Origin of the sequence: Pseudomonas sp. FSL R10-0056 (assembly GCF_009600105.1) — a bacterium.
Classification (GTDB): Bacteria; Pseudomonadota; Gammaproteobacteria; order Pseudomonadales; family Pseudomonadaceae; genus Aquipseudomonas; species Aquipseudomonas bubulae.
Map to the genome: position 1 here is coordinate 36,884 of NZ_WIWL01000133.1, position 17,054 is coordinate 53,937.

Here is a 17,054-nt window from a genome sequence, read left to right on the forward strand (position 1 = left end):
GAAAGTGCCATGCAACGTCCATTCGTCATCCTTGCTCACGTCGCACACCCAGCCATTCTCGAGGGCTTTATGCCAGCCGCGCAGCAGCGCGGGCTGCCAATTGTGCTGATCACCGATCATGCTCAGGAACATCGTCGCCTGCTTGCCGGCTCGTCTCTTTCGCCGGACCGGCTGCAGGTGATCGAATGTGATGTATTCAACCCGCTGGCGGTCATCGAAACACTCAATGGCCAGGGTTTACGCCCGGTTGCCGTATTTTCCAACAGCGATCACCTGCAAACCGCGACAGCAGTCGTGGCGGAGGCGTTCGAGTGCCCCGGCAAGAACTGGCGGTTGTGCCATGCCGCCAAGAACAAGGCCGCCATGCGTGAGCGCATGCAGCGTCTGGGTCTGCCCGGGCCGTGGTTCCAGGTGCTTGCCTCGGGCTGCGCGTTGCCTGCTGATGCGCCATGGCCAGTGGTGGCCAAGCCCCGTGAAGGGGTGGCCAGCCTGGACGTGCGCTTGTGTCACAACGCCGCTGAACTGAGTGCTTACTGTGAACGGTTCTGGGAGCAGCAACCGGACCGTGCACTGCTGCTGGAGGCTTACCTGGAAGGGCCACTGTTCACCCTTGAAACCCTCGGTGACGGTCGTAGCCTGCAAGCCATTGGCGGCTTTGACGTAAGCCTTTCTGCGCCGCCCCATTTTGTCGAACTCGCTGCCCGCTGGAATGGCCCGCTAAGCAGCGCACAGCGTACCGCGGCGCTGGCGCAAGTGGCGGCATTCGGGGTCAATTTTGGCGTTTGCCACAGCGAATTCATCCTCACCGCACAAGGACCGGTGCTGGTCGAGATCAACTATCGCAGTATCGGTGACGGCCGCGAGTTTTTGCTGGACCGGCTGCTGCCACAGGGCTGGTTTGACCGAATCGTTGCCCTGCATCTGGGGCAGGCGCTGGTCGACGCACAACCGGCTCGGGCCCAGGCAACCGTGCACTATCTGGTGGCCGAGCGTTCGGGGCGGCTGGATCAGGCCAGTGCCAGTTTCAATGTCGAATCCGCAGACCACTGGTGCGATTACCGGGCGCTGCAACATCCCGGCGACACGGTGACCATCAGCCACTCCAACAAGGACTACGTCGGCGTATTGCGCCTGATTGCCTCGGATGACGTGAGCCTGGATGCGCAATTGCATTCGACCCTCAACGACCTGAAATGGGTGGTGGCATGAACCTGCAACCAGAAGCTGCCGATCAGGCCTACATCACCCGCCGCATCATCGATTGCTGCCTGCGTGAAGATATCCGCGGAGTTGTCAGTCAGGGCCGGATCTGTCCGCTGCCCGAGGCGTTGCATCAGCTGCTTGCGCATCAACCCAGTGGCATCTGGCTGCGGATCACCGATCTGGCGGCTGACGAGTTGTGGCTGCCAGTGGTCAAGGCGTATCCGTTGCAGGATTGGAGTGTTACCGGCGATGCCTGGATCCGGGTATCGCGACAGCACCCGCCTGAGGTCCAGCGTGGCTACTCACTCTGGCTTGGCCACCTGAGCCAGGGGCTCGACACTGAAAGCCTGGGGTTGTTCGAGGCGTATCTGAAAGAGGCCGATTGCGCCACGCAACACCGGACCCTGTGCAAGCAGGCCGGTCAACGCAATGCCGCCGCGCTCGGCGATGTGATCGGGCTCCAGCACTGGTCGCAGCGCCTGTTGAAGATTGACCAGCTGGCCAGCTATCTGGACCACCCGTACTACCCGACTGCACGGGCCAAAAGCGGCTTCGATGGCGCAGCCCTTGAACGCTATGCGCCGGAGTTTGCACCGCGTTTCGAACTCAACTGGCTGGCGATCCCCTAGCAGGCCATGACCCTCACCAGTGTGCAGCCGCCGCACTGGCCGGGTTTCGAGGAAGTAGGCTTGCCAGGCACTTTGCACAACAGCCACTCACTGCTGCCGGTGCATCCGTTGACCTGGGCTGTGCTTGAACAGTATGGCTTGCCTGAGGGCGCACTCAAGGCGCCACGCACGGCCATGCAGGTTGAGCCGACGCTGTCCGTGCGTACGGTGGTGTGCATTGATCAGCCCCATTGGCATATCAAATTACCGTTGCTGGTCACTACCCTGGGCGCGCGCAATCTGCGTCTGATCAAGCCGAGCACCCTGTACGACGGCCACTGGTTTGAAACCACCTTGCAGGCGCTCGCCAGGCGAGATCCGGAGTTGGGATCACGCTATTTGCACGTAGATGAACAACACGGCGGTCATGTCGCCCAAAGCCGTCATCTGGCCTATATCGTGCGCCGCTATCCGGCGGGGCTGGAGCACACCACACTGGTGCCGGTGGCTGCACTGGCCAGCCCTATTGCGGGTGGGCGCCTGTTCCTCGAACAGCTGGTCGAGGGTTTTTATGCCGGCTCCCTGCAACACTGGCTCGACGACTACCTTGACCTGTTACTGCAGGTTCATCTACGGCTGTGGCTGCGATACGGCATCGCGCTTGAGGCCAACCAGCAGAACGCCGTGCTGATATTCGAACACGGCCGGCCAATGCGCCTGTTGATGAAGGACAACGACGCCGCGCGCCTTTGGCCGCAACGTTTCGCTGCAGCTTTTGCGGATCTGGCCGGGCTGCCAGCCGCCTTGCAGGATGAGCGCATTCGTGTCAACAGCAGTCAGCCTTTGGCCGAGATGTTCTGCACCATCACACTGCAACTGAATATCGTCGCTATTTTGCAGGCCATTGCGGCAGCGGGGCTGGCGCCTCAAGCCAGCCTGTACGACACACTGCGCCGGCGCTTGAGCGGTTGTCTGCAGCAGCTCGAAGCCGAAGGCATCAACTGTGACGACGCACGCCGCTGGTTGCTCGACAGCCCAAGGTTGCCGGTCAAGTACCTGCTCAGCGCCGGCAGCCTGTTCAGCAAGGCGCATTCCGGTGCCAGTGATATCAACAAGTTCTATGGCTACAGCGCGGCGAATTTCCTGCTGGAGGAGGCACCATGCAGCGCCGGTTGATTGCCAGCGTCTTGCTGGGGCATTACCTGTCGGCCTTTACGGCGCTGGGGATTCCGCTGTATCTACCGCGCATCCTGGGCGACCTTGCGCCCGGCACGCCGGGATGGGCCATCGGCGTGCTGTTTGTCCTGCCAACCCTGTGCACCGCCCTGGCCGCACCAGTATGGGGGCGCTGGGCCGATCGCAACGGCTGTCGTCTGTCGTTGCTGCGCGCCCATGCCGGGTTGTTCGCGGGTTTTCTGCTGGCAGGCTTGAGCCCCAATCTGACCGTGTTCGTGCTGGCATTGGTTATCCAGGGCACCTTCGGCGGAGCAATGGCGGCCTCCAACGCCTACCTGTCGACCCAGCTCAAGGGCTCCGGGCTGTCCCGCGCCCTGAACTGGACTCAGTATTCGGCACGGCTGGCAATGATCAGCGGCCCGATCCTGCTGGGGCTGCTGACCTCCCGGGGCTTGGGCATCAACCTTTACAGCTGGCTGGCGTGGTTGCCGCTGCTGGCATTTGTTCTGGTGTTGGCGCTGCCCAACGACAAGCCCGGGCATGCCCTGGACAGCAAACAAAAACCGCCGCCAGGCCAACTGCCAGCCGACATGGCGCGCCTGCTGGCGGTGCAGTTTCTGTTCAGCTTCGCCATGGTGGTCACCTTTCCCTACTTCATGCCATACGGTGAACAATTGGGGATAGGTAACGACACCTTGATCGGTGTGCTCTACAGCCTGCCGCATTTGGTTTATCTGCTGGCCTTGCCCTGGGTCCACAAGTATCAGGGCAACGTCCTGTTGCCGGGGCTGGCGCTGCTGGCGATCAGCAATGCGCTGCAATTCTGGAGCGTGCAGGCAGAGCCGTTGTTCGCCCTGCGTCTGCTCAGTGGCGCGGGCATGCTGCTCAGCTTTGTCGGGCTGCACCGCTGCCTTAGTCAGCGCAGCCGGCAAGGCAGTGCAGGGCGCCTGTTCGGCTGGTTTGACTCCAGCGGCAAATGGGCCGGTACCGCTGCCGGTGTTACGGCTGCTCTGGTCACTCAGACCTGCGGCATTGCATCCCCCTTTCTGGTTGCCTGCCTGGCTGCCATGGCCGCCATGGTCATGGCGCGCCCTCTAATGATCACTTCCCGGGAGATTCCGGCATGACGTTCGTTCCCAATACCTTGTCCCTGAATGACCATGCCCTTGATGGTGAAGCCCAGCGCCATGCCATCGAGTGCCTGCTCAATTGCTATTTGCGCGAATATGCATTGCCGCGCAACGAAGCCGATCTGAACTACCAGGCACAGGATGTGCCGATGAGTCTGCGTCAGGCCGGCGCTCGTTGCATCAGCATCAACCTGCCGGGCGGCCGTTTGGTGGTGCGCATCGACAGCGCCAGCCTGTTGGGCCGCTGTCATTACATCGGCGCGCCTTATTTCAAGGGCAACCAGCAGGGCTGGCGGCCACTGGAGGCCCAGGAACTGGCCAGCCTTCTGTGTACGCCACTGAGCGGTGCCGGGCGTGTCGGCGAGATGCTGCAACAGTTCGCCAACAGCCTGCAGATCACCCGGGCCTTTTTGCGTCATTCCCGTCCGGCCAACGAAGCTGCCGACAGCCTGCTCGCATCCGAGCAGCATCAGCTCTGGGGGCATGCCCTGCACCCGACACCGAAAAGCCGCGAGGGTATTTCCCAGAACGATTTGCTGGCCTGCTCGCCTGAGGTCGGGGCGTGTTTTCAGTTGCACTGGTTCAAGATCGACCCGGCGCTGTTTCGCCATCAGGGTGAGGACCCGCGCAGTACCCTGCAGCAACTGTCGGGGCGCGACGACGCCTATCCGTGTCACCCCTGGGAAGTCGCCCGCATACTGGCCGATCCGCTGGTGCAGCGGGCGCAACAGCAGGGTCTGATCGAATACCTCGGCCCTCTGGGTCAGGCCATGTTCCCGACCTCGTCGGTGCGTACGCTCTACCACCCGCAACTGGCTTATTTCATGAAGTTCTCGATGCATGTGCGGCTGACCAATTGCGTACGCAAGAATGCCTGGTATGAGCTGGACAGTGCCGTGGCCCTGACTCATCTGCTCCGGCCGGTCATGAGCGAGCTGGCAATCCGGCAGCCGGGCTTTTTGCTGATGCCCGAGCCCGCAGCCTCCAGCCTTGATCTCGGTGCTTTGGGTACGCTGGAGCAGGCCCGCGAAGTCACCGAATGCTTCGGTATCGTTTACCGGGAAAACCTGTCCATGGCCGATCGCGGGGCGTATCAGCCGCAGGTGGCAATGGCGCTGTTTACCTGGGACTTGCAAGGTCGCAGTGTCTGTCGTCACCAGGTTCGACGTTATGCCGACATCACCGGCCTGGGCATTGAGCAGGCCACGCTCAACTGGCTGGATGCCTATGCCGCGAAAATGCTCGGCGGCGTGCTGCACTGCCTGTTCCGTCAGGGGGTGGCGCTGGAGCCGCATTTACAAAACACGGTTGTCGGCTTTGCTCAGGACGGCTTGCCGAACCGGGTGTGGATCCGCGATCTGGAGGGCACCAAGCTGGTTCCTGAAATCTGGCCGGCAGAACGCTTGAGCGCGCTCGACGAGCGTACCCGCAACTCGGTGTACTACAGCGCGCAAAAGGCCTGGCAGCGGGTGGCTTACTGTGCGCTGGTGAATAATCTGGGCGAGGCGATTTTTCATCTGGCCAATGGTAGCGATGCTCTGGAACAACAGTTGTGGACGCGCACCGGCGAGCTGTTGCACGAACAGTGCGCGCTTCTCGGTCATCCGCAGCAGCTGCGCGAGTTGTGCGCCGGTGCGCCATTCCCCGGCAAGGAAAACTTTATGACCCGTCTGATGATGCGCGCCGATCGCGAAGCGGGTTACACCCAGCTGCCCAGCCCGTTGGCGTTTATTGCAAAGAGTAAGTGCGCATGACTCTTCCTGTCGCTGTCACCCGCTGTATCGATCAGCTCAAGGCTGAACACGAGGGGCCATTGTGTGCCTATGTCTACGACTTGCCTGCCCTTGAACAGCATATAAAGGCAATGCGCGAGGTGCTGCCCGTTAACTGCGAATTGTTCTATGCCGCCAAGGCCAACCCGGAGGCGCGGGTGTTGAAAACCCTTGCACCGTGGGTAGACGGTTTCGAAGCGGCCTCGGGCGGGGAGCTGGCCTGGCTGCATGAGCAGTGCCCCGACGAGCCACTGATCTTTGGCGGCCCGGGCAAGCTTGATCGTGAACTGGATATCGCCATGCAGTACAGCGTCTCGGCGTTTCATGTAGAGAGCGTGACCGAGCTTCGCAGTCTGGCGCGCATCGCTCGCCAGCGTGGCGTGAGGGCTGCGCTGATGTTGCGCTTGAACCTCAAGCTGACGCAGGCACCGCAGAGCAGGCTGGTCATGGGCGGCAAGCCCACGCCGTTCGGGCTGGACGAGCAGGGGCTGGCAAGTGCACTGCAATTGTTGCGCGAAGAGCCGTCTCTGGAGCTCAAGGGGCTGCACTTTCATATGCTGTCACACCAGCTGGATGTCGATGCGCACCTTGAGTTGATACGCAGCTACTTCCTGACTTTCCGCCAGTTGTGTGTCGACCACGACCTGCAACTGCCCGTGCTGAATGTCGGAGGCGGCATGGGCATCAACTACCAGAACCCGGCGCAGTCGTTCGACTGGCCAAGGTTTTGTCAGGGGCTCAAGGGGCTGGTTGATGAGTTCGGCATGGGCGCGACCCGAATCCGCTTCGAAATTGGTCGCTTTATCAGCGCAGCCTGCGGCTATTACGTCATGCAGGTGCTGGATATCAAAAGCAGCCACGGCGAGTTTTTTGCCATTGGTCGAGGCGGCACTCATCATTTCCGCACGCCTGCAGCGCAAGACCATAACCATCCGTTCACGGTTATGCGGGGCACAAATCCCCCGCAGATAAGCGGTCAGGACGTCACCCTGGTAGGCCAGTTGTGCACGCCCAAGGATGTGCTGGCCAGGCAGCAACCTGTTGCGCAACTGGCGATTGGTGACCTGCTGGTGTTTAGCCTGGCGGGTGCCTATGCCTGGAATATCTCGCACCAGAACTTCCTGATGCACGAACCGCCTCTGAAGGTGTTTATCGACGGGTGATGCCATGGAGTTGCCAGCCAGGGTGCCGGCAACTCCATCCTTGGCAATCAGCCATCCACGCTGGATGCTGGCTGACACGCTGATTCCTGGTATGCATCGAAATCTATAAAAAGCACGGTTATCAGGAAACCCACAGGGCCACGCAATACGGCTTTGCCCGGGTTTTCATGCGCAAGCTGCTTCAAGCCCAAGCTGGATACTGAACAGCCCATAATGATGCAGGCTGTTCAGTTGAAGTCATCACCCAGGTCAGCCAGGGCTTTACTCCCCCAGTAAAGCCCTGTTGAGAAAGTCATATCCCAATTTGATCGATGGCACGCTGATGCAAATGAAGATGATGCCGAACTGCCAGTGAACAATCTTGCCCTGGGCCTCCAGCGCAGTAATTGACGAGCGCAGTTCGAGGCCTTGTTCCTTGACGGATGACCTGAGCTCTACACCTTGCTCCCTTATCAGAACGCGCAGTTCAGCGCCCAATTCTGAAATGGAGGCTTTCAGGTGCCGTTCGGTTTGCCCCAGGTCTGATTTGGAGGCGAGATCTTTCACTTCATTCTCCCAGGCTTCGACAACGGCTTTAGTTTTACCTGAAGGCATACTGATGGATGTCAGCGCGTCGTAAAGGGTAATGGATGATTTCATATTGTCTCCTGCGATTGGCAAGTGACGTCGGGCCGCCATCTGACGCCTGACTCCTGTCACTGTGAGGGCGATTCACTCCTTGCCTGAGATTCTACTTTTATCCCGAATCAATACAGTCAGACCTTTCTTAGCGTTGCGTCAGTCGCGGTGGTATTTCTGGTGACCGATTATGATTACGAGTAGAGCAGCATCGTGCTGGCGCAAAAAAGCCTGCAGTCAGCAGGCTCTTTGCATGAGTCAGGTTGCAGCACGCAGCATCAGCGTGGCGTCGGTTGCACCACCGGCTGTGGCGTCATCTGCGGAGCGTTGTGAGCAGGCAGCATTTCCCAGGCATCACGGGGCTCGTCCAGATCTCGGTTGAGGGTTTCCGGGGTCTTGAAGGTGGTGTACAGGGTGATCAGCGTCAGCAGCGACAGGTAGCAGGCAATCGGCAACCAGGCGCCGATACCGGCGCTGGCATCGCCATCGTGACTGGCCACGACCAGAGCGATCAGCCCGGCGCCAATCAAGGGCGCAATACCGCCAGCAATCACCGCCGAGGCTTCCCGGGCAATGGATACGCCCATATAGCGGTGGCGCGAGCCGAACAGTTCAGGCATCAGCGCCGCCTGGGTGCCGAACATGCCCCAGGTGCCGATGCCCAGCGCGATAGAGATAGCAATAATGCTCGCGATCACATTGCCCTGGCTCAGTATCCACCATACCGGGAACGCCAGTGCCAGTTGCAGCAACGCAAAGGCCCGGTACACCACTACACGGCCAAAACGGTCGCTGAGTTTACCGGCAATCGGCACGGTCAGAGCACCCAGGCTGGCGGCGCAGATCAAGGTGAGCACGCCCACCGGCCCTTGCAGGCCGACCACACCAACGATGTAACTCACCGCCAGGGCCTGATAAATCGAAGACCCGCCGTTTTCTCCCAGGCGTAGGCCAATGCCCAGCAGCAGCGTCGGTTTTGAGTGTTTCATCGCACTTTTTAGCGGATTGTCGCAGACCCGCTTGAGGGCCTTGAGGCGGATAAAGGTCGGCGACTCCTTGAGCGACAGGCGCATGTAAAGGCCCAGGGCGACGATCACCACGCTGCTGAAGAACGGTATGCGCCACAACCCGCTTTCGAGCACGTTGTCACTGCTGCTGATAACCATGAAGTACACCAGAGCGGCAAGGATGGTGCCCAGTTGAATGCCAAGGAAGGGCAGGGCAGCGTAAAAACCGCGTCGACCCGGGGGTGCATACTCGGTCATCATCACTGCCGCGCCGGCCTGTTCGGCACCTGCACCGAGGCCCTGGAGCAAACGCAGCACCACCAGCAGCACCGGGGCCAGGTAGCCGACTTGATCAAACGTGGGCAGGGCACCGATCAGGGTGCTGGAAATACCCATCAGCAACACCGTGGACGTGAGCACGAACTTGCGTCCCACGCGGTCGCCGATCATGCCGAACAGCACACCACCCAATGGCCTTATCGCGAAGCCCAGGAAGTAGGTGCCGAAGCTGGCAATCAGACTCATGGTGCGGGTTTGTTCAGGAAAGAACAGCGGCCCGAAAATCAGCGCCGCTGCCAGGGTGTAGAGGGCAAAGTCGTAGTATTCCAGCGCACTGCCCAGGGAGCAGGCCCAGGCAGCGCGGTGCAGGTCTTTTTTGTGTTCCGGGCTTTCGGGGACCAATTCAATATCAGATGAAGCATGATCGTGAGTCATGTTGGTACCTTCTGGTAGGCGCCTTGACGGCATCTTGTTATCGATAGGCAGCAGGGGGGGCTTACAATTTGAGTCGATGTATCTCCTCGAGCATGGCCTGCTCCATGATGTCGATGGGGGCCTCCATGCCGGTGTACAACTCGATTTGCCGGCAGGCCTGCTGCACCAGCATGCGTGTGCCGGACACGGTGCGGCAGCCCAGCGCGGCGGCTTGCAGAAGCAAGGCGGTACGCACGGGCATAAAGGCTACATCCATGACGATCAGATGGCTGGCAAGCATCCCGTCCAGCGGGTTGCTGTCGGGCTGCTTGAAGCCCACGCTGGTGGCATTGATCACGATGTCGAAATCCCGGGCTGCGAAGGCCCCGACACTGCCGCCCCAGTGCGCGCCCAGGTCTGTGCTCAGGGCCTTACCCCGTTCGCTGCTGCGGTTAAACACCGTGACCTGGGCTGCTGCTTGCAGGCAGCCAAAGACCACGGCCCGCGCTGCGCCTCCGGCGCCAATTACAGCAATGCGCTGGTTGTTGAGTTCGCAGACTTCCTGCAGGGCGCGTACTGCACCGAGGTAGTCGGTGTTGTAGCCGGTGAGAACGCCGTCGATGTTATTGATGGTGTTGACCGCGCCAATGACCAGCGCGGATTCATCGATCGCGTCCAGATGCTCCATCACGACGGTTTTGTAGGGCATGGACACGTTCATGCCGCGCACACCCAATGTGCGGATGGCCGCGACGCCCGCCACCGGGTCCTCGATGCCGAAGCAGACGAAGGTGTAGTCCAGGCCCAGGGCCGCGTAGGCCGCATTGTGGATTTTCGCAGAGAGAGAAAAGGGCGAGCCCATGATCGAACCGCACAGGGTTGGCAGGGACTGGGGCATGCGTGCCTCCTAGTATTGGATTTATGAGTGGGGCAATAAGCCCACTTTCAACCCCTGCAGCGCAGTGTGCCAATCGTATATGGTGATGCCGTGATCACGGATGCTGATCACCAGCTGAGACTTGATGATTGGCGATGACTGCAGCACATTGTGCTTCTCCCGGTGTTATGGTGCTGAATCCTTCCTGCCAACGGATTTGTTGTGATGACTACACCGCGTGCTGCTGTCGGCCCGATCAAGGCCGTGATTTTCGATATGGACGGGTTATTGCTGGATACTGAGGGTATTTACACCGAAGTCACGCAGATCATCGCCGAACGCTACGGTCGCACCTATGACTGGAGCATCAAGCAGCACATCATCGGCCGTGGCGCCCTGGACCTGGCAGAATTTCTGGTCAAGGCGCTGGAATTGCCGATCACCGCGCAGGAATTTCTGGTTGTCCGCGAGCCGTTGCTAAAAGAACGCTTCCCCAAAGCCACGGGCATGCCGGGTGCCGAGGCGCTGGTGCGCCATCTCAAGGCCCACAAGGTGCCAATTGCCGTGGGCACCAGTTCATCGCAACATTCCTTTGCCCACAAAACCACCTTGCATGGTGAGTGGTTTGAGCTGTTCGACACCATTGTCACCGCTGACGACCCTGAAGTGGGGGCAGCCAAGCCTGCACCGGATATCTTCCTGACGGCGGCACGGCGCCTGGGTGTTGCGCCCGAGCACTGCCTGGTATTCGAAGATTCGCCTTTCGGAGTAACGGCTGCCAAAGCCGCCAACATGACTGCGATTGCCGTACCTGATGTAGCCATGGCCGACAGCAAGTACACGCATGCCGACCTGATCATCCGCCAGCTGGCCGACTTTGATCTGGCGGCTTATGGTTTGCCGCCGATGCGATAAGTGCTAGCCAGATCCCTTACACGCGATTATTGCACCGGCAGTTTTTCCAGTGCCGCACGCAATTCGTCGGCGCTGGAAAACTCTTGCTGTGACATTAGTTTGCCACTCTCCAGTTGCAGCCACAGTACCTTGTCTTCGGCACCGGGGTACTGGGCGGCAACAGTCCCGTCGCGGTCAAGCACAACACGGTAGCTGTAGTCACGCATGGCCGGGATGGCGATAAATTTGCCGATCAGCGAGGGCATGCGCTGCACATCGGCGAGAAACACCACATTGCGTGCTTCCAGGTAGCCCTTGGCCTGGTTTTCCAGCGCAGCCTTGACCAGCTTGGAGCCGTCCATGTTGCGCGCTACCAGCAGCACCTGGGTTTTTTCGTCCAGCGTGTAGGGTTGGTCATGCTGGTCGTTCAGGGTCCATGGCGTCAGGCGCTCACCGATATTCGCGGCCTGGGCCAGCATGGAAAACGCGCTCAACAACAGCACAAGTGCAATTCTCACCGTTTGATACCCCTTCAGTTAATGGTTCTGGCCTGACAGGTTTCAGGCATGGCCGGTATGGTATCCCACAGCACAAGGTAAAAGGTCTGAGACGCATTTAGCTACAAATTGCTCTATGGTTAAGCGCTACCGGCCCAAGGAAACGCCAAGATGACGCGTCTGACAGCGAAAGACTTTGCCCCTGAATTGCTTGAGCTTTATGACTACTACGCCCACGGCAAGATCAACCGTCGCGAGTTTCTTGACCGTGCTGCTGTATTCGCCCTGGGCACCACTGCGTTATCGGTGCTGACGGCGTTGAGCCCAGACTACGCACTCGCCGAGCAGGTCTCCTTTACCGACCCGGATATTATTGCCGAGTACATCATGTACCCATCGCCCAGGGGCAACGGCCAGGTGCGCGGTTATCTGGTGCGGCCAGCCAAGGCAGCGGGCAAGCTGCCGGCCGTGGTGGTGGTGCATGAGAACCGCGGGCTGAATCCTTACATCGAAGATGTTGCCCGGCGCCTGGGCAAGGCGGGATATATCGCTCTGGCACCCGATGGCCTGACGTCAGTGGGCGGATATCCCGGCAATGATGAGCAAGGCCTGGCGTTGCAGCAAAAAGTCGACCCTGCCAGGCTGATGAATGACTTCTTCGCGGCGGTGGAGTGGTTGATGCAGCATGATGCCAGTACCGGCAAAGTTGGGATTACCGGGTTCTGCTATGGCGGCGGGGTGGCCAATGCGGCGGCAGTGGCCTACCCGGAGCTGGGAGCTGCAGTGTCGTTTTACGGGCGCCAGCCCGGTGCAGACGAGGTCGCCCGTATCCAGGCACCGTTGATGCTGCACTACGCCGGGCTGGATACACGGATCAATGACGGCTGGCCAGCTTTTGAGCAGGCGTTGAACAGCAACGGTAAAGTCCATGAAGCGCATATCTACCCGGGAGTGAATCACGGCTTTCATAACGACTCGACGCCTCGCTACGATGAAACCGCGGCTACTCTGGCCTGGAACAGGACCCTGGGCTGGTTCGGCAAGTATCTGGCGTAGCGGGCTTAGCCGTTCTTCTTGCGCAGGCTCTTGAGGCGAGCGCTGGCGCGCTGCACGGCGGCCATTTTTTCCGGGCGCTTCATGCCCCGCCACTTGCGGATATCTTCCCGGGTTCGACCGCAGCTCACGCATAGCTCACCACTTAACTGGCAAACTGCAATGCACGGGTTTTCAATGTCTTTTGCCACGGTTCAACTGCGTCCGGTCTGTTTTTGCGCCAGGCGCTTGGGCCAGTTGCCGCCACAACTGCGCTGGCACTCTTCTTCTGAATCGAAGAATACATGGGCCGAGCCGTTACGCACCTTTACGCCGGCATCCGCCAGCGCCTGGGCCGTCAGCTCACCCATATAGCGCGCCTCGCCATCGGCCAGGGCGAAGTCTTTGCTGGCTTGCGTATCGAACACCCAGACCACCTTCAGGCTGGCCGGGAAGGCCTCGTAGTCAACAACATGGGTCAACCAGGCAAACCCCGGGATCTGTGATTTGGCCGTTTCACAGGCCTCGGTCAGGGAGGTGATCAGGCGACGTTCGATCTGTGCCTGGGTGCGTTTGCTTAAAGACATGGGTGAATCCTGTTGATAGGCGGGGCAAAGACACGATTATACCTGAGCGCGGGGCTTGGCTACTGCTGCTTCGCCCAGAGTGCCACCTGAGGTAGAATGTCGCGGTAAGTCGGCTGGCCGCCCTGGAGCGTCATGCCCACGCAGGTTCCCCGGAAGGAGCCGCGAGCAGGCCGGACATCAAGGGAGTCACATCCGCTGTACCCAAAATGTTACCCAAGTAGCTGAAGCCAAGACCAACAAGAGATCAGCGCCCAAGGTACATGAAGTGAGGTCTGTAACGTGCACAGGCCTTATATGTCTGCCCGTTCGGGGCTTGAAGCTGGCTCGATTGCAGGTGACCGTCTGTAGTGGGTCAGGCAAATTCAGGCACTGAGTGCCGGGCAGATGGCGTTTTATCTTAGGTACTACAACATGTTAAAAAAAATGAACAAGGGGCTACTGGGCCTGGCGCTGACCATGGGGATTACCTCCGTGCATGCGGCAAAACCTAAACACGTGGATGTACTGCTGATCGGCGGCGGCATCATGAGCGCTACTCTGGGTGTATGGCTCAACGAGCTGGAACCCGGCATGTCCATGGAGATGATTGAACGTCTCGATGGCGTTGCCCTGGAAAGCTCCAACGGCTGGAACAACGCAGGTACCGGTCACTCCGCCCTGGCTGAGCTGAACTACACGCCGGAAGACAAGAACGGCAACGTTGAAATCCCGAAGGCCATTGAAATCAATGAGGCTTTCCAGGTATCGCGTCAGTTCTGGTCGTGGCAGGTCAAGAACGGCGTACTGAAAGATCCGCGCTCGTTTATCAACTCCACGCCGCACATGAGTTTTGTGTGGGGCGATGACAACATCAAGTTCTTGAAAAAGCGCTATGAAGCCCTGCAGGCCAGCCCTCTGTTCGCGGGCATGCAGTACTCCGAAGATCCAGTGCAGATCAAGAAGTGGGTTCCGCTGATGATGGAAGGGCGCGATCCCAACCAGAAAGTCGCGGCCACCTGGTCTCCGATCGGTACTGACGTGAATTTCGGCGAAATCACACGCCAGTTCGCGGCTTACCTGCAAACCAAGCCTAACTTCTCGCTGAAACTGTCGAGCGAAGTTGAAGACATCAAGCGCAATGAAGATGGTTCGTGGCGCGTGGTGTACAAAAACCTGAAAGATGGCAGCAAAACCGAAACTGACGCCAAGTTCGTCTTTATCGGCGCTGGCGGCGGTGCCCTGCACCTGCTGCAGAAGTCCGGTATTCCTGAAGCCAAGGAATACGCAGGCTTCCCGGTTGGCGGCTCGTTCCTGGTAACCGATAACCCGACTGTTGCCGAGCAGCATCTGGCCAAGGCCTACGGCAAGGCTTCGGTTGGTGCGCCACCGATGTCGGTTCCGCACCTGGACACCCGCGTGCTGGATGGCAAGCGCGTTATCCTGTTTGGCCCGTTCGCGACTTTCTCGACCAAGTTCCTGAAAGAAGGTTCGTACTTCGACCTGCTGACCAGCACCACCCCGCACAACATCTGGCCAATGACCAAAGTGGGTATCGAACAGTACCCACTGGTTGAATACCTGGCCGGCCAGCTGATGCTGTCGGACGAAGACCGCTTCAATGCGTTGAAAGAGTACTTCCCGAACGCCAAGTCCGAAGACTGGCGCCTGTGGCAGGCCGGTCAGCGCGTGCAGATCATCAAGCGTGACGAAGAGAAGGGCGGCGTGCTGAAACTCGGTACCGAGATTGTCAGCGCCAAAGATGGCAGCATCGCCGGTCTGCTGGGCGCATCCCCGGGTGCCTCCACGGCTGCACCGATCATGCTCACCGTGCTTGAAACCGTGTTCAAGGACAAGGTTGCAACACCGGAGTGGCAAGCGAAGCTGCACCAGATCGTGCCGAGCTATGGCACCAAGCTGAACGGCGATCCTGATCGCGTTGCCCAAGAGTGGGCCTACACGGCTGAAGTCCTGCAATTGACTCCACCACCGGCAATCCCGGCGGCAACTCACACTGCAACGCCTGCTACGGAGCCGGCAAAGCCTGCTCCAAGCAACCCAGCGGCTGACATGGCGCTGTAAAAAAACGGCCCCACCCGACGCTGCTCGGGTGGGGCTGCTTTATCTTGCGTTACCGCCTCGCTCAACCCCTTCGCAATACCTCACTGCGTCCCGAACAGGGCCGTCCAGTAAATCCCTGCATCACTTTTTGGGTCTACCGCGTAGGCTGCGCCCAGCTCGCGAAACCCGGGATTCATCACGTTGGCGCAATGACCAGGGCTGGCCAGCCAGCCGTCGACCAGCTTGCGCGTGGTGTCCTGCCCGGCGGCGATATTTTCACCGATCTGCTGCGCGATATAGCCCGCCAGTTCAGCGCGATCCCCCGGGGTGCTGCCATCGCGGCCCTTGTGATCGAAGTAGTTATTGTTGGCCATGTCCCGTGAATGACTCTCGGCAGCGCTAGCCAGGGTGGTGTTCCAGGTCAGGGGCGCGGCAGGGCCGAAGGCCTGGGTGCCGCATTGGCGGGGTTGGTTACGGGCGCTGTTGAGCATCTCGAGGACTTTCTGGCCTTCGGCCTGCCAGTCTCCCAGGCGTGCCGCCAGCAGCGGACGGGCCAGAACGATGCGCCAGTCACGCTGGTCGTGGCTGACGCCGATATCGACAAATTGCGGGTCCAGCACCACGCGGCAAAAGCTTTCCTGCACGGCTTTCATGGCGGCCTGGGCGTCACGGGGGCCTGACAGGTTGATCGCCTGTACGTTGACCATCGGGTATGCCGCCTGTGCCAGGGCTTGCTGCAAATCGCCAAAACTGCTGGCCGGCAGCACCAGGCGGGTGTCGGCCGACAGTGGCGGCAACTCTTGCGAGGCCTGCCCTGCGCACAATTGAATCTGGCTGCGGTAAGCATTGATCGAGTCGATCAGTTGCGATTCTTCGCTGGCCACGGTGCCAGCGCTGAACACCAGACTCAGTGTCAAGGCGCCGAGACGGGGCAGGGTGAAGTGAGCGCGCATACGGGTTCCCTCTTAACGGAGTGCAACCATGATGCGTTATTTCGCCCCTTTAGTCTTTTGCCAGGGCCACAAAGGCTTTGGCCCGGGCGGTCAGTTGATCGATCTGGCGATCACGTTTCTTCTCGGCGTCGAGCATGGCCTTTTTGCCGTTGCGTTGCAGCAGGTAGGTATGGATCTGGCGCACTTCGGTGGACTGGTAGATCGCGGCGACGTCGAGCACGGCCATCAGGCCGTCGCTGCTATGGTCACGGGTGTTCATCAGCACTTGCGGTCCGCGGGTACCGATGACTTGCAGCCCCATTGCCTCGAATTCCGCAACCTTGGTCACACTGCAAGTCAGCTCGGTGTGAGGGTAGCGGCGCACGACTTCCTCGAGCATCGAACGGCTCACCCCCAGATGGCGGTGGCTGGCCAGCTCGGCCATATAGGCAATGCCGCAGGCCTGGGGGTCGTCCTTGAAAGGCAGGTACAAGGCGAAGCCCGTTACTTTTTCCGGGTCCTGGGCATCGGTGGCGACAATCAGCTCGACCGCAATGCCTTTGGTGCCGTCGAGTGCCTGCAGGTACAGATGCACTTCAAAGCCGATGGCGTACTGATAAATGCTGTACAGCAGATTGCTCGGGGCGATTTCCATCGCACTGATATCGCTCAGGTGATCGACCACGAGCTGCAGGATCTGGCTGTTGATCGGTTCGCTGACCGGGGAATCGAAATGGCTGAGGGTGGTCATGGGGATGGTTTCTATAGTGTGCCGCAGCACAATTCGTAGCAGCTGCCGAAGGCTGCGTCCGATTGCGAAGCGATCGT

General features: G+C 59.9%; 16 protein-coding genes and 2 pseudogenes. 10 read left to right on the top strand and 8 right to left on the bottom strand.

Translation table 11 applies throughout. The features are described from left to right. Window positions 1–9: 9 nt before the first annotated feature. The 7 genes and pseudogenes from GHO42_RS07250 to GHO42_RS26035 form a co-directional block, all read left to right on the top strand. A complete protein-coding gene (locus GHO42_RS07250; protein WP_153326125.1) occupies window positions 10–1,209 on the top strand; it encodes an acetyl-CoA carboxylase biotin carboxylase subunit family protein in 1,200 nt (399 codons plus the stop codon). After that, window positions 1,206–2,318: pseudogene (locus GHO42_RS26025) on the top strand (IucA/IucC family protein); the annotation flags it as partial. The gene GHO42_RS07250 and the pseudogene GHO42_RS26025, both read left to right, overlap by 4 nt. Beyond that, entirely contained in the window at window positions 2,316–2,987 is a 672-nt protein-coding gene (locus GHO42_RS26030) for an IucA/IucC family C-terminal-domain containing protein (protein WP_371926128.1), read from the top strand. The pseudogene GHO42_RS26025 and the gene GHO42_RS26030, both read left to right, overlap by 3 nt. Then, a complete protein-coding gene (locus GHO42_RS07260) occupies window positions 2,972–4,114 on the top strand; it encodes an MFS transporter (RefSeq protein ID WP_095020058.1) in 1,143 nt (380 codons plus the stop codon). The genes GHO42_RS26030 and GHO42_RS07260 overlap by 16 nt, the downstream gene beginning before the upstream one ends. Continuing rightward, window positions 4,111–5,871, top strand: coding sequence for an IucA/IucC family siderophore biosynthesis protein (locus GHO42_RS07265; RefSeq protein ID WP_150628392.1), 1,761 nt, complete (start codon window positions 4,111–4,113; stop codon window positions 5,869–5,871). The genes GHO42_RS07260 and GHO42_RS07265 overlap by 4 nt, the downstream gene beginning before the upstream one ends. Then, a complete protein-coding gene (locus GHO42_RS07270) occupies window positions 5,868–7,052 on the top strand; it encodes a type III PLP-dependent enzyme (protein ID WP_153326126.1) in 1,185 nt (394 codons plus the stop codon). Before GHO42_RS07265 ends, GHO42_RS07270 begins: the two co-directional genes overlap by 4 nt. Window positions 7,053–7,147: 95 nt before the next feature. Continuing rightward, window positions 7,148–7,255 (top strand): annotated as a pseudogene (locus tag GHO42_RS26035) (GNAT family N-acetyltransferase); the annotation flags it as partial. 58 nt (window positions 7,256–7,313) lie between these two features. Here the strand turns inward: GHO42_RS26035 and GHO42_RS07275 are convergent. The 3 genes from GHO42_RS07275 to aroE all read right to left on the bottom strand — a co-directional run bounded on the left by GHO42_RS07275 (window position 7,314) and on the right by aroE (window position 10,268). After that, window positions 7,314–7,691 carry a DUF1640 domain-containing protein gene (locus tag GHO42_RS07275; protein WP_095000458.1) on the bottom strand — a complete coding sequence of 126 codons (378 nt, stop codon included), beginning with the start codon at window positions 7,689–7,691 and terminating at the stop codon, window positions 7,314–7,316. A gap of 257 nt (window positions 7,692–7,948) precedes the next feature. Further along, window positions 7,949–9,391 (bottom strand): MFS transporter, encoded by a 1,443-nt coding sequence (locus GHO42_RS07280; protein WP_095000457.1) that lies wholly within the window; start codon window positions 9,389–9,391, stop codon window positions 7,949–7,951. 61 nt (window positions 9,392–9,452) lie between these two features. Beyond that, window positions 9,453–10,268 carry a shikimate dehydrogenase gene (aroE, locus tag GHO42_RS07285; RefSeq protein WP_153326128.1) on the bottom strand — a complete coding sequence of 272 codons (816 nt, stop codon included), beginning with the start codon at window positions 10,266–10,268 and terminating at the stop codon, window positions 9,453–9,455. A gap of 204 nt (window positions 10,269–10,472) precedes the next feature. On the opposite strand from aroE, the gene GHO42_RS07290 reads away from it, so the two are divergent. Then, window positions 10,473–11,162, top strand: coding sequence for an HAD-IA family hydrolase (locus tag GHO42_RS07290; RefSeq protein WP_095000455.1), 690 nt, complete (start codon window positions 10,473–10,475; stop codon window positions 11,160–11,162). A gap of 26 nt (window positions 11,163–11,188) precedes the next feature. Here GHO42_RS07290 and GHO42_RS07295 read toward each other — a convergent pair whose 3' ends face one another. Then, window positions 11,189–11,659 carry an FAD/FMN-containing dehydrogenase gene (locus GHO42_RS07295; RefSeq protein ID WP_095000454.1) on the bottom strand — a complete coding sequence of 157 codons (471 nt, stop codon included), beginning with the start codon at window positions 11,657–11,659 and terminating at the stop codon, window positions 11,189–11,191. 150 nt (window positions 11,660–11,809) lie between these two features. Between GHO42_RS07295 and yghX the strand changes: the two genes are divergently transcribed. Continuing rightward, window positions 11,810–12,694, top strand: coding sequence for a YghX family hydrolase (gene yghX, locus GHO42_RS07300; protein WP_095000453.1), 885 nt, complete (start codon window positions 11,810–11,812; stop codon window positions 12,692–12,694). A 5-nt stretch (window positions 12,695–12,699) separates the two neighbouring features. Here the strand turns inward: yghX and GHO42_RS07305 are convergent, their stop codons facing one another. Further along, window positions 12,700–12,882 carry a DUF1289 domain-containing protein gene (locus tag GHO42_RS07305; RefSeq protein WP_095018063.1) on the bottom strand — a complete coding sequence of 61 codons (183 nt, stop codon included), beginning with the start codon at window positions 12,880–12,882 and terminating at the stop codon, window positions 12,700–12,702. A 3-nt stretch (window positions 12,883–12,885) separates the two neighbouring features. Further along, entirely contained in the window at window positions 12,886–13,257 is a 372-nt protein-coding gene (locus GHO42_RS07310) for a hypothetical protein (protein ID WP_095000451.1), read from the bottom strand. Between the two features lie 411 nt (window positions 13,258–13,668). Here GHO42_RS07310 and mqo point away from each other — a divergent pair, with 411 nt between their 5' ends. Continuing rightward, the gene (mqo, locus tag GHO42_RS07315) at window positions 13,669–15,315 is read left to right on the top strand and encodes a malate dehydrogenase (quinone) (protein ID WP_153326130.1); all 1,647 of its coding nucleotides are present in this window, start codon (window positions 13,669–13,671) and stop codon (window positions 15,313–15,315) included. An 80-nt stretch (window positions 15,316–15,395) separates the two neighbouring features. On the opposite strand, the gene GHO42_RS07320 is transcribed toward mqo, so the two are convergent. Together GHO42_RS07320 and GHO42_RS07325 are read right to left on the bottom strand one after the other, a co-directional pair. Further along, window positions 15,396–16,247, bottom strand: coding sequence for a CAP domain-containing protein (locus tag GHO42_RS07320; RefSeq protein ID WP_153326132.1), 852 nt, complete (start codon window positions 16,245–16,247; stop codon window positions 15,396–15,398). Between the two features lie 49 nt (window positions 16,248–16,296). After that, window positions 16,297–16,977 (bottom strand): GNAT family N-acetyltransferase, encoded by a 681-nt coding sequence (locus tag GHO42_RS07325; RefSeq protein ID WP_138738058.1) that lies wholly within the window; start codon window positions 16,975–16,977, stop codon window positions 16,297–16,299. Window positions 16,978–17,054 lie beyond the last annotated feature (77 nt).

Excerpts from the sequence above, each read along its gene's own strand:
- GHO42_RS07290 (WP_095000455.1), top strand. The coding sequence starts at position 10,473 with ATGACTACACCGCGTGCTGCTGTCGGCCCGATCAAGGCCGTGATTTTC.
- yghX (WP_095000453.1), top strand. The coding sequence starts at position 11,810 with ATGACGCGTCTGACAGCGAAAGACTTTGCCCCTGAATTGCTTGAGCTT.
- GHO42_RS07280 (WP_095000457.1), bottom strand. The coding sequence starts at position 9,391 with ATGACTCACGATCATGCTTCATCTGATATTGAATTGGTCCCCGAAAGC.
- GHO42_RS07250 (WP_153326125.1), top strand. The coding sequence starts at position 10 with ATGCAACGTCCATTCGTCATCCTTGCTCACGTCGCACACCCAGCCATT.
- aroE (WP_153326128.1), bottom strand. The coding sequence starts at position 10,268 with ATGCCCCAGTCCCTGCCAACCCTGTGCGGTTCGATCATGGGCTCGCCC.
- GHO42_RS07325 (WP_138738058.1), bottom strand. The coding sequence starts at position 16,977 with ATGACCACCCTCAGCCATTTCGATTCCCCGGTCAGCGAACCGATCAAC.
- GHO42_RS07260 (WP_095020058.1), top strand. The coding sequence starts at position 2,972 with ATGCAGCGCCGGTTGATTGCCAGCGTCTTGCTGGGGCATTACCTGTCG.
- GHO42_RS07270 (WP_153326126.1), top strand. The coding sequence starts at position 5,868 with ATGACTCTTCCTGTCGCTGTCACCCGCTGTATCGATCAGCTCAAGGCT.
- GHO42_RS07320 (WP_153326132.1), bottom strand. The coding sequence starts at position 16,247 with ATGCGCGCTCACTTCACCCTGCCCCGTCTCGGCGCCTTGACACTGAGT.
- GHO42_RS07310 (WP_095000451.1), bottom strand. The coding sequence starts at position 13,257 with ATGTCTTTAAGCAAACGCACCCAGGCACAGATCGAACGTCGCCTGATC.
- GHO42_RS07265 (WP_150628392.1), top strand. The coding sequence starts at position 4,111 with ATGACGTTCGTTCCCAATACCTTGTCCCTGAATGACCATGCCCTTGAT.
- mqo (WP_153326130.1), top strand. The coding sequence starts at position 13,669 with ATGTTAAAAAAAATGAACAAGGGGCTACTGGGCCTGGCGCTGACCATG.
- GHO42_RS07275 (WP_095000458.1), bottom strand. The coding sequence starts at position 7,691 with ATGAAATCATCCATTACCCTTTACGACGCGCTGACATCCATCAGTATG.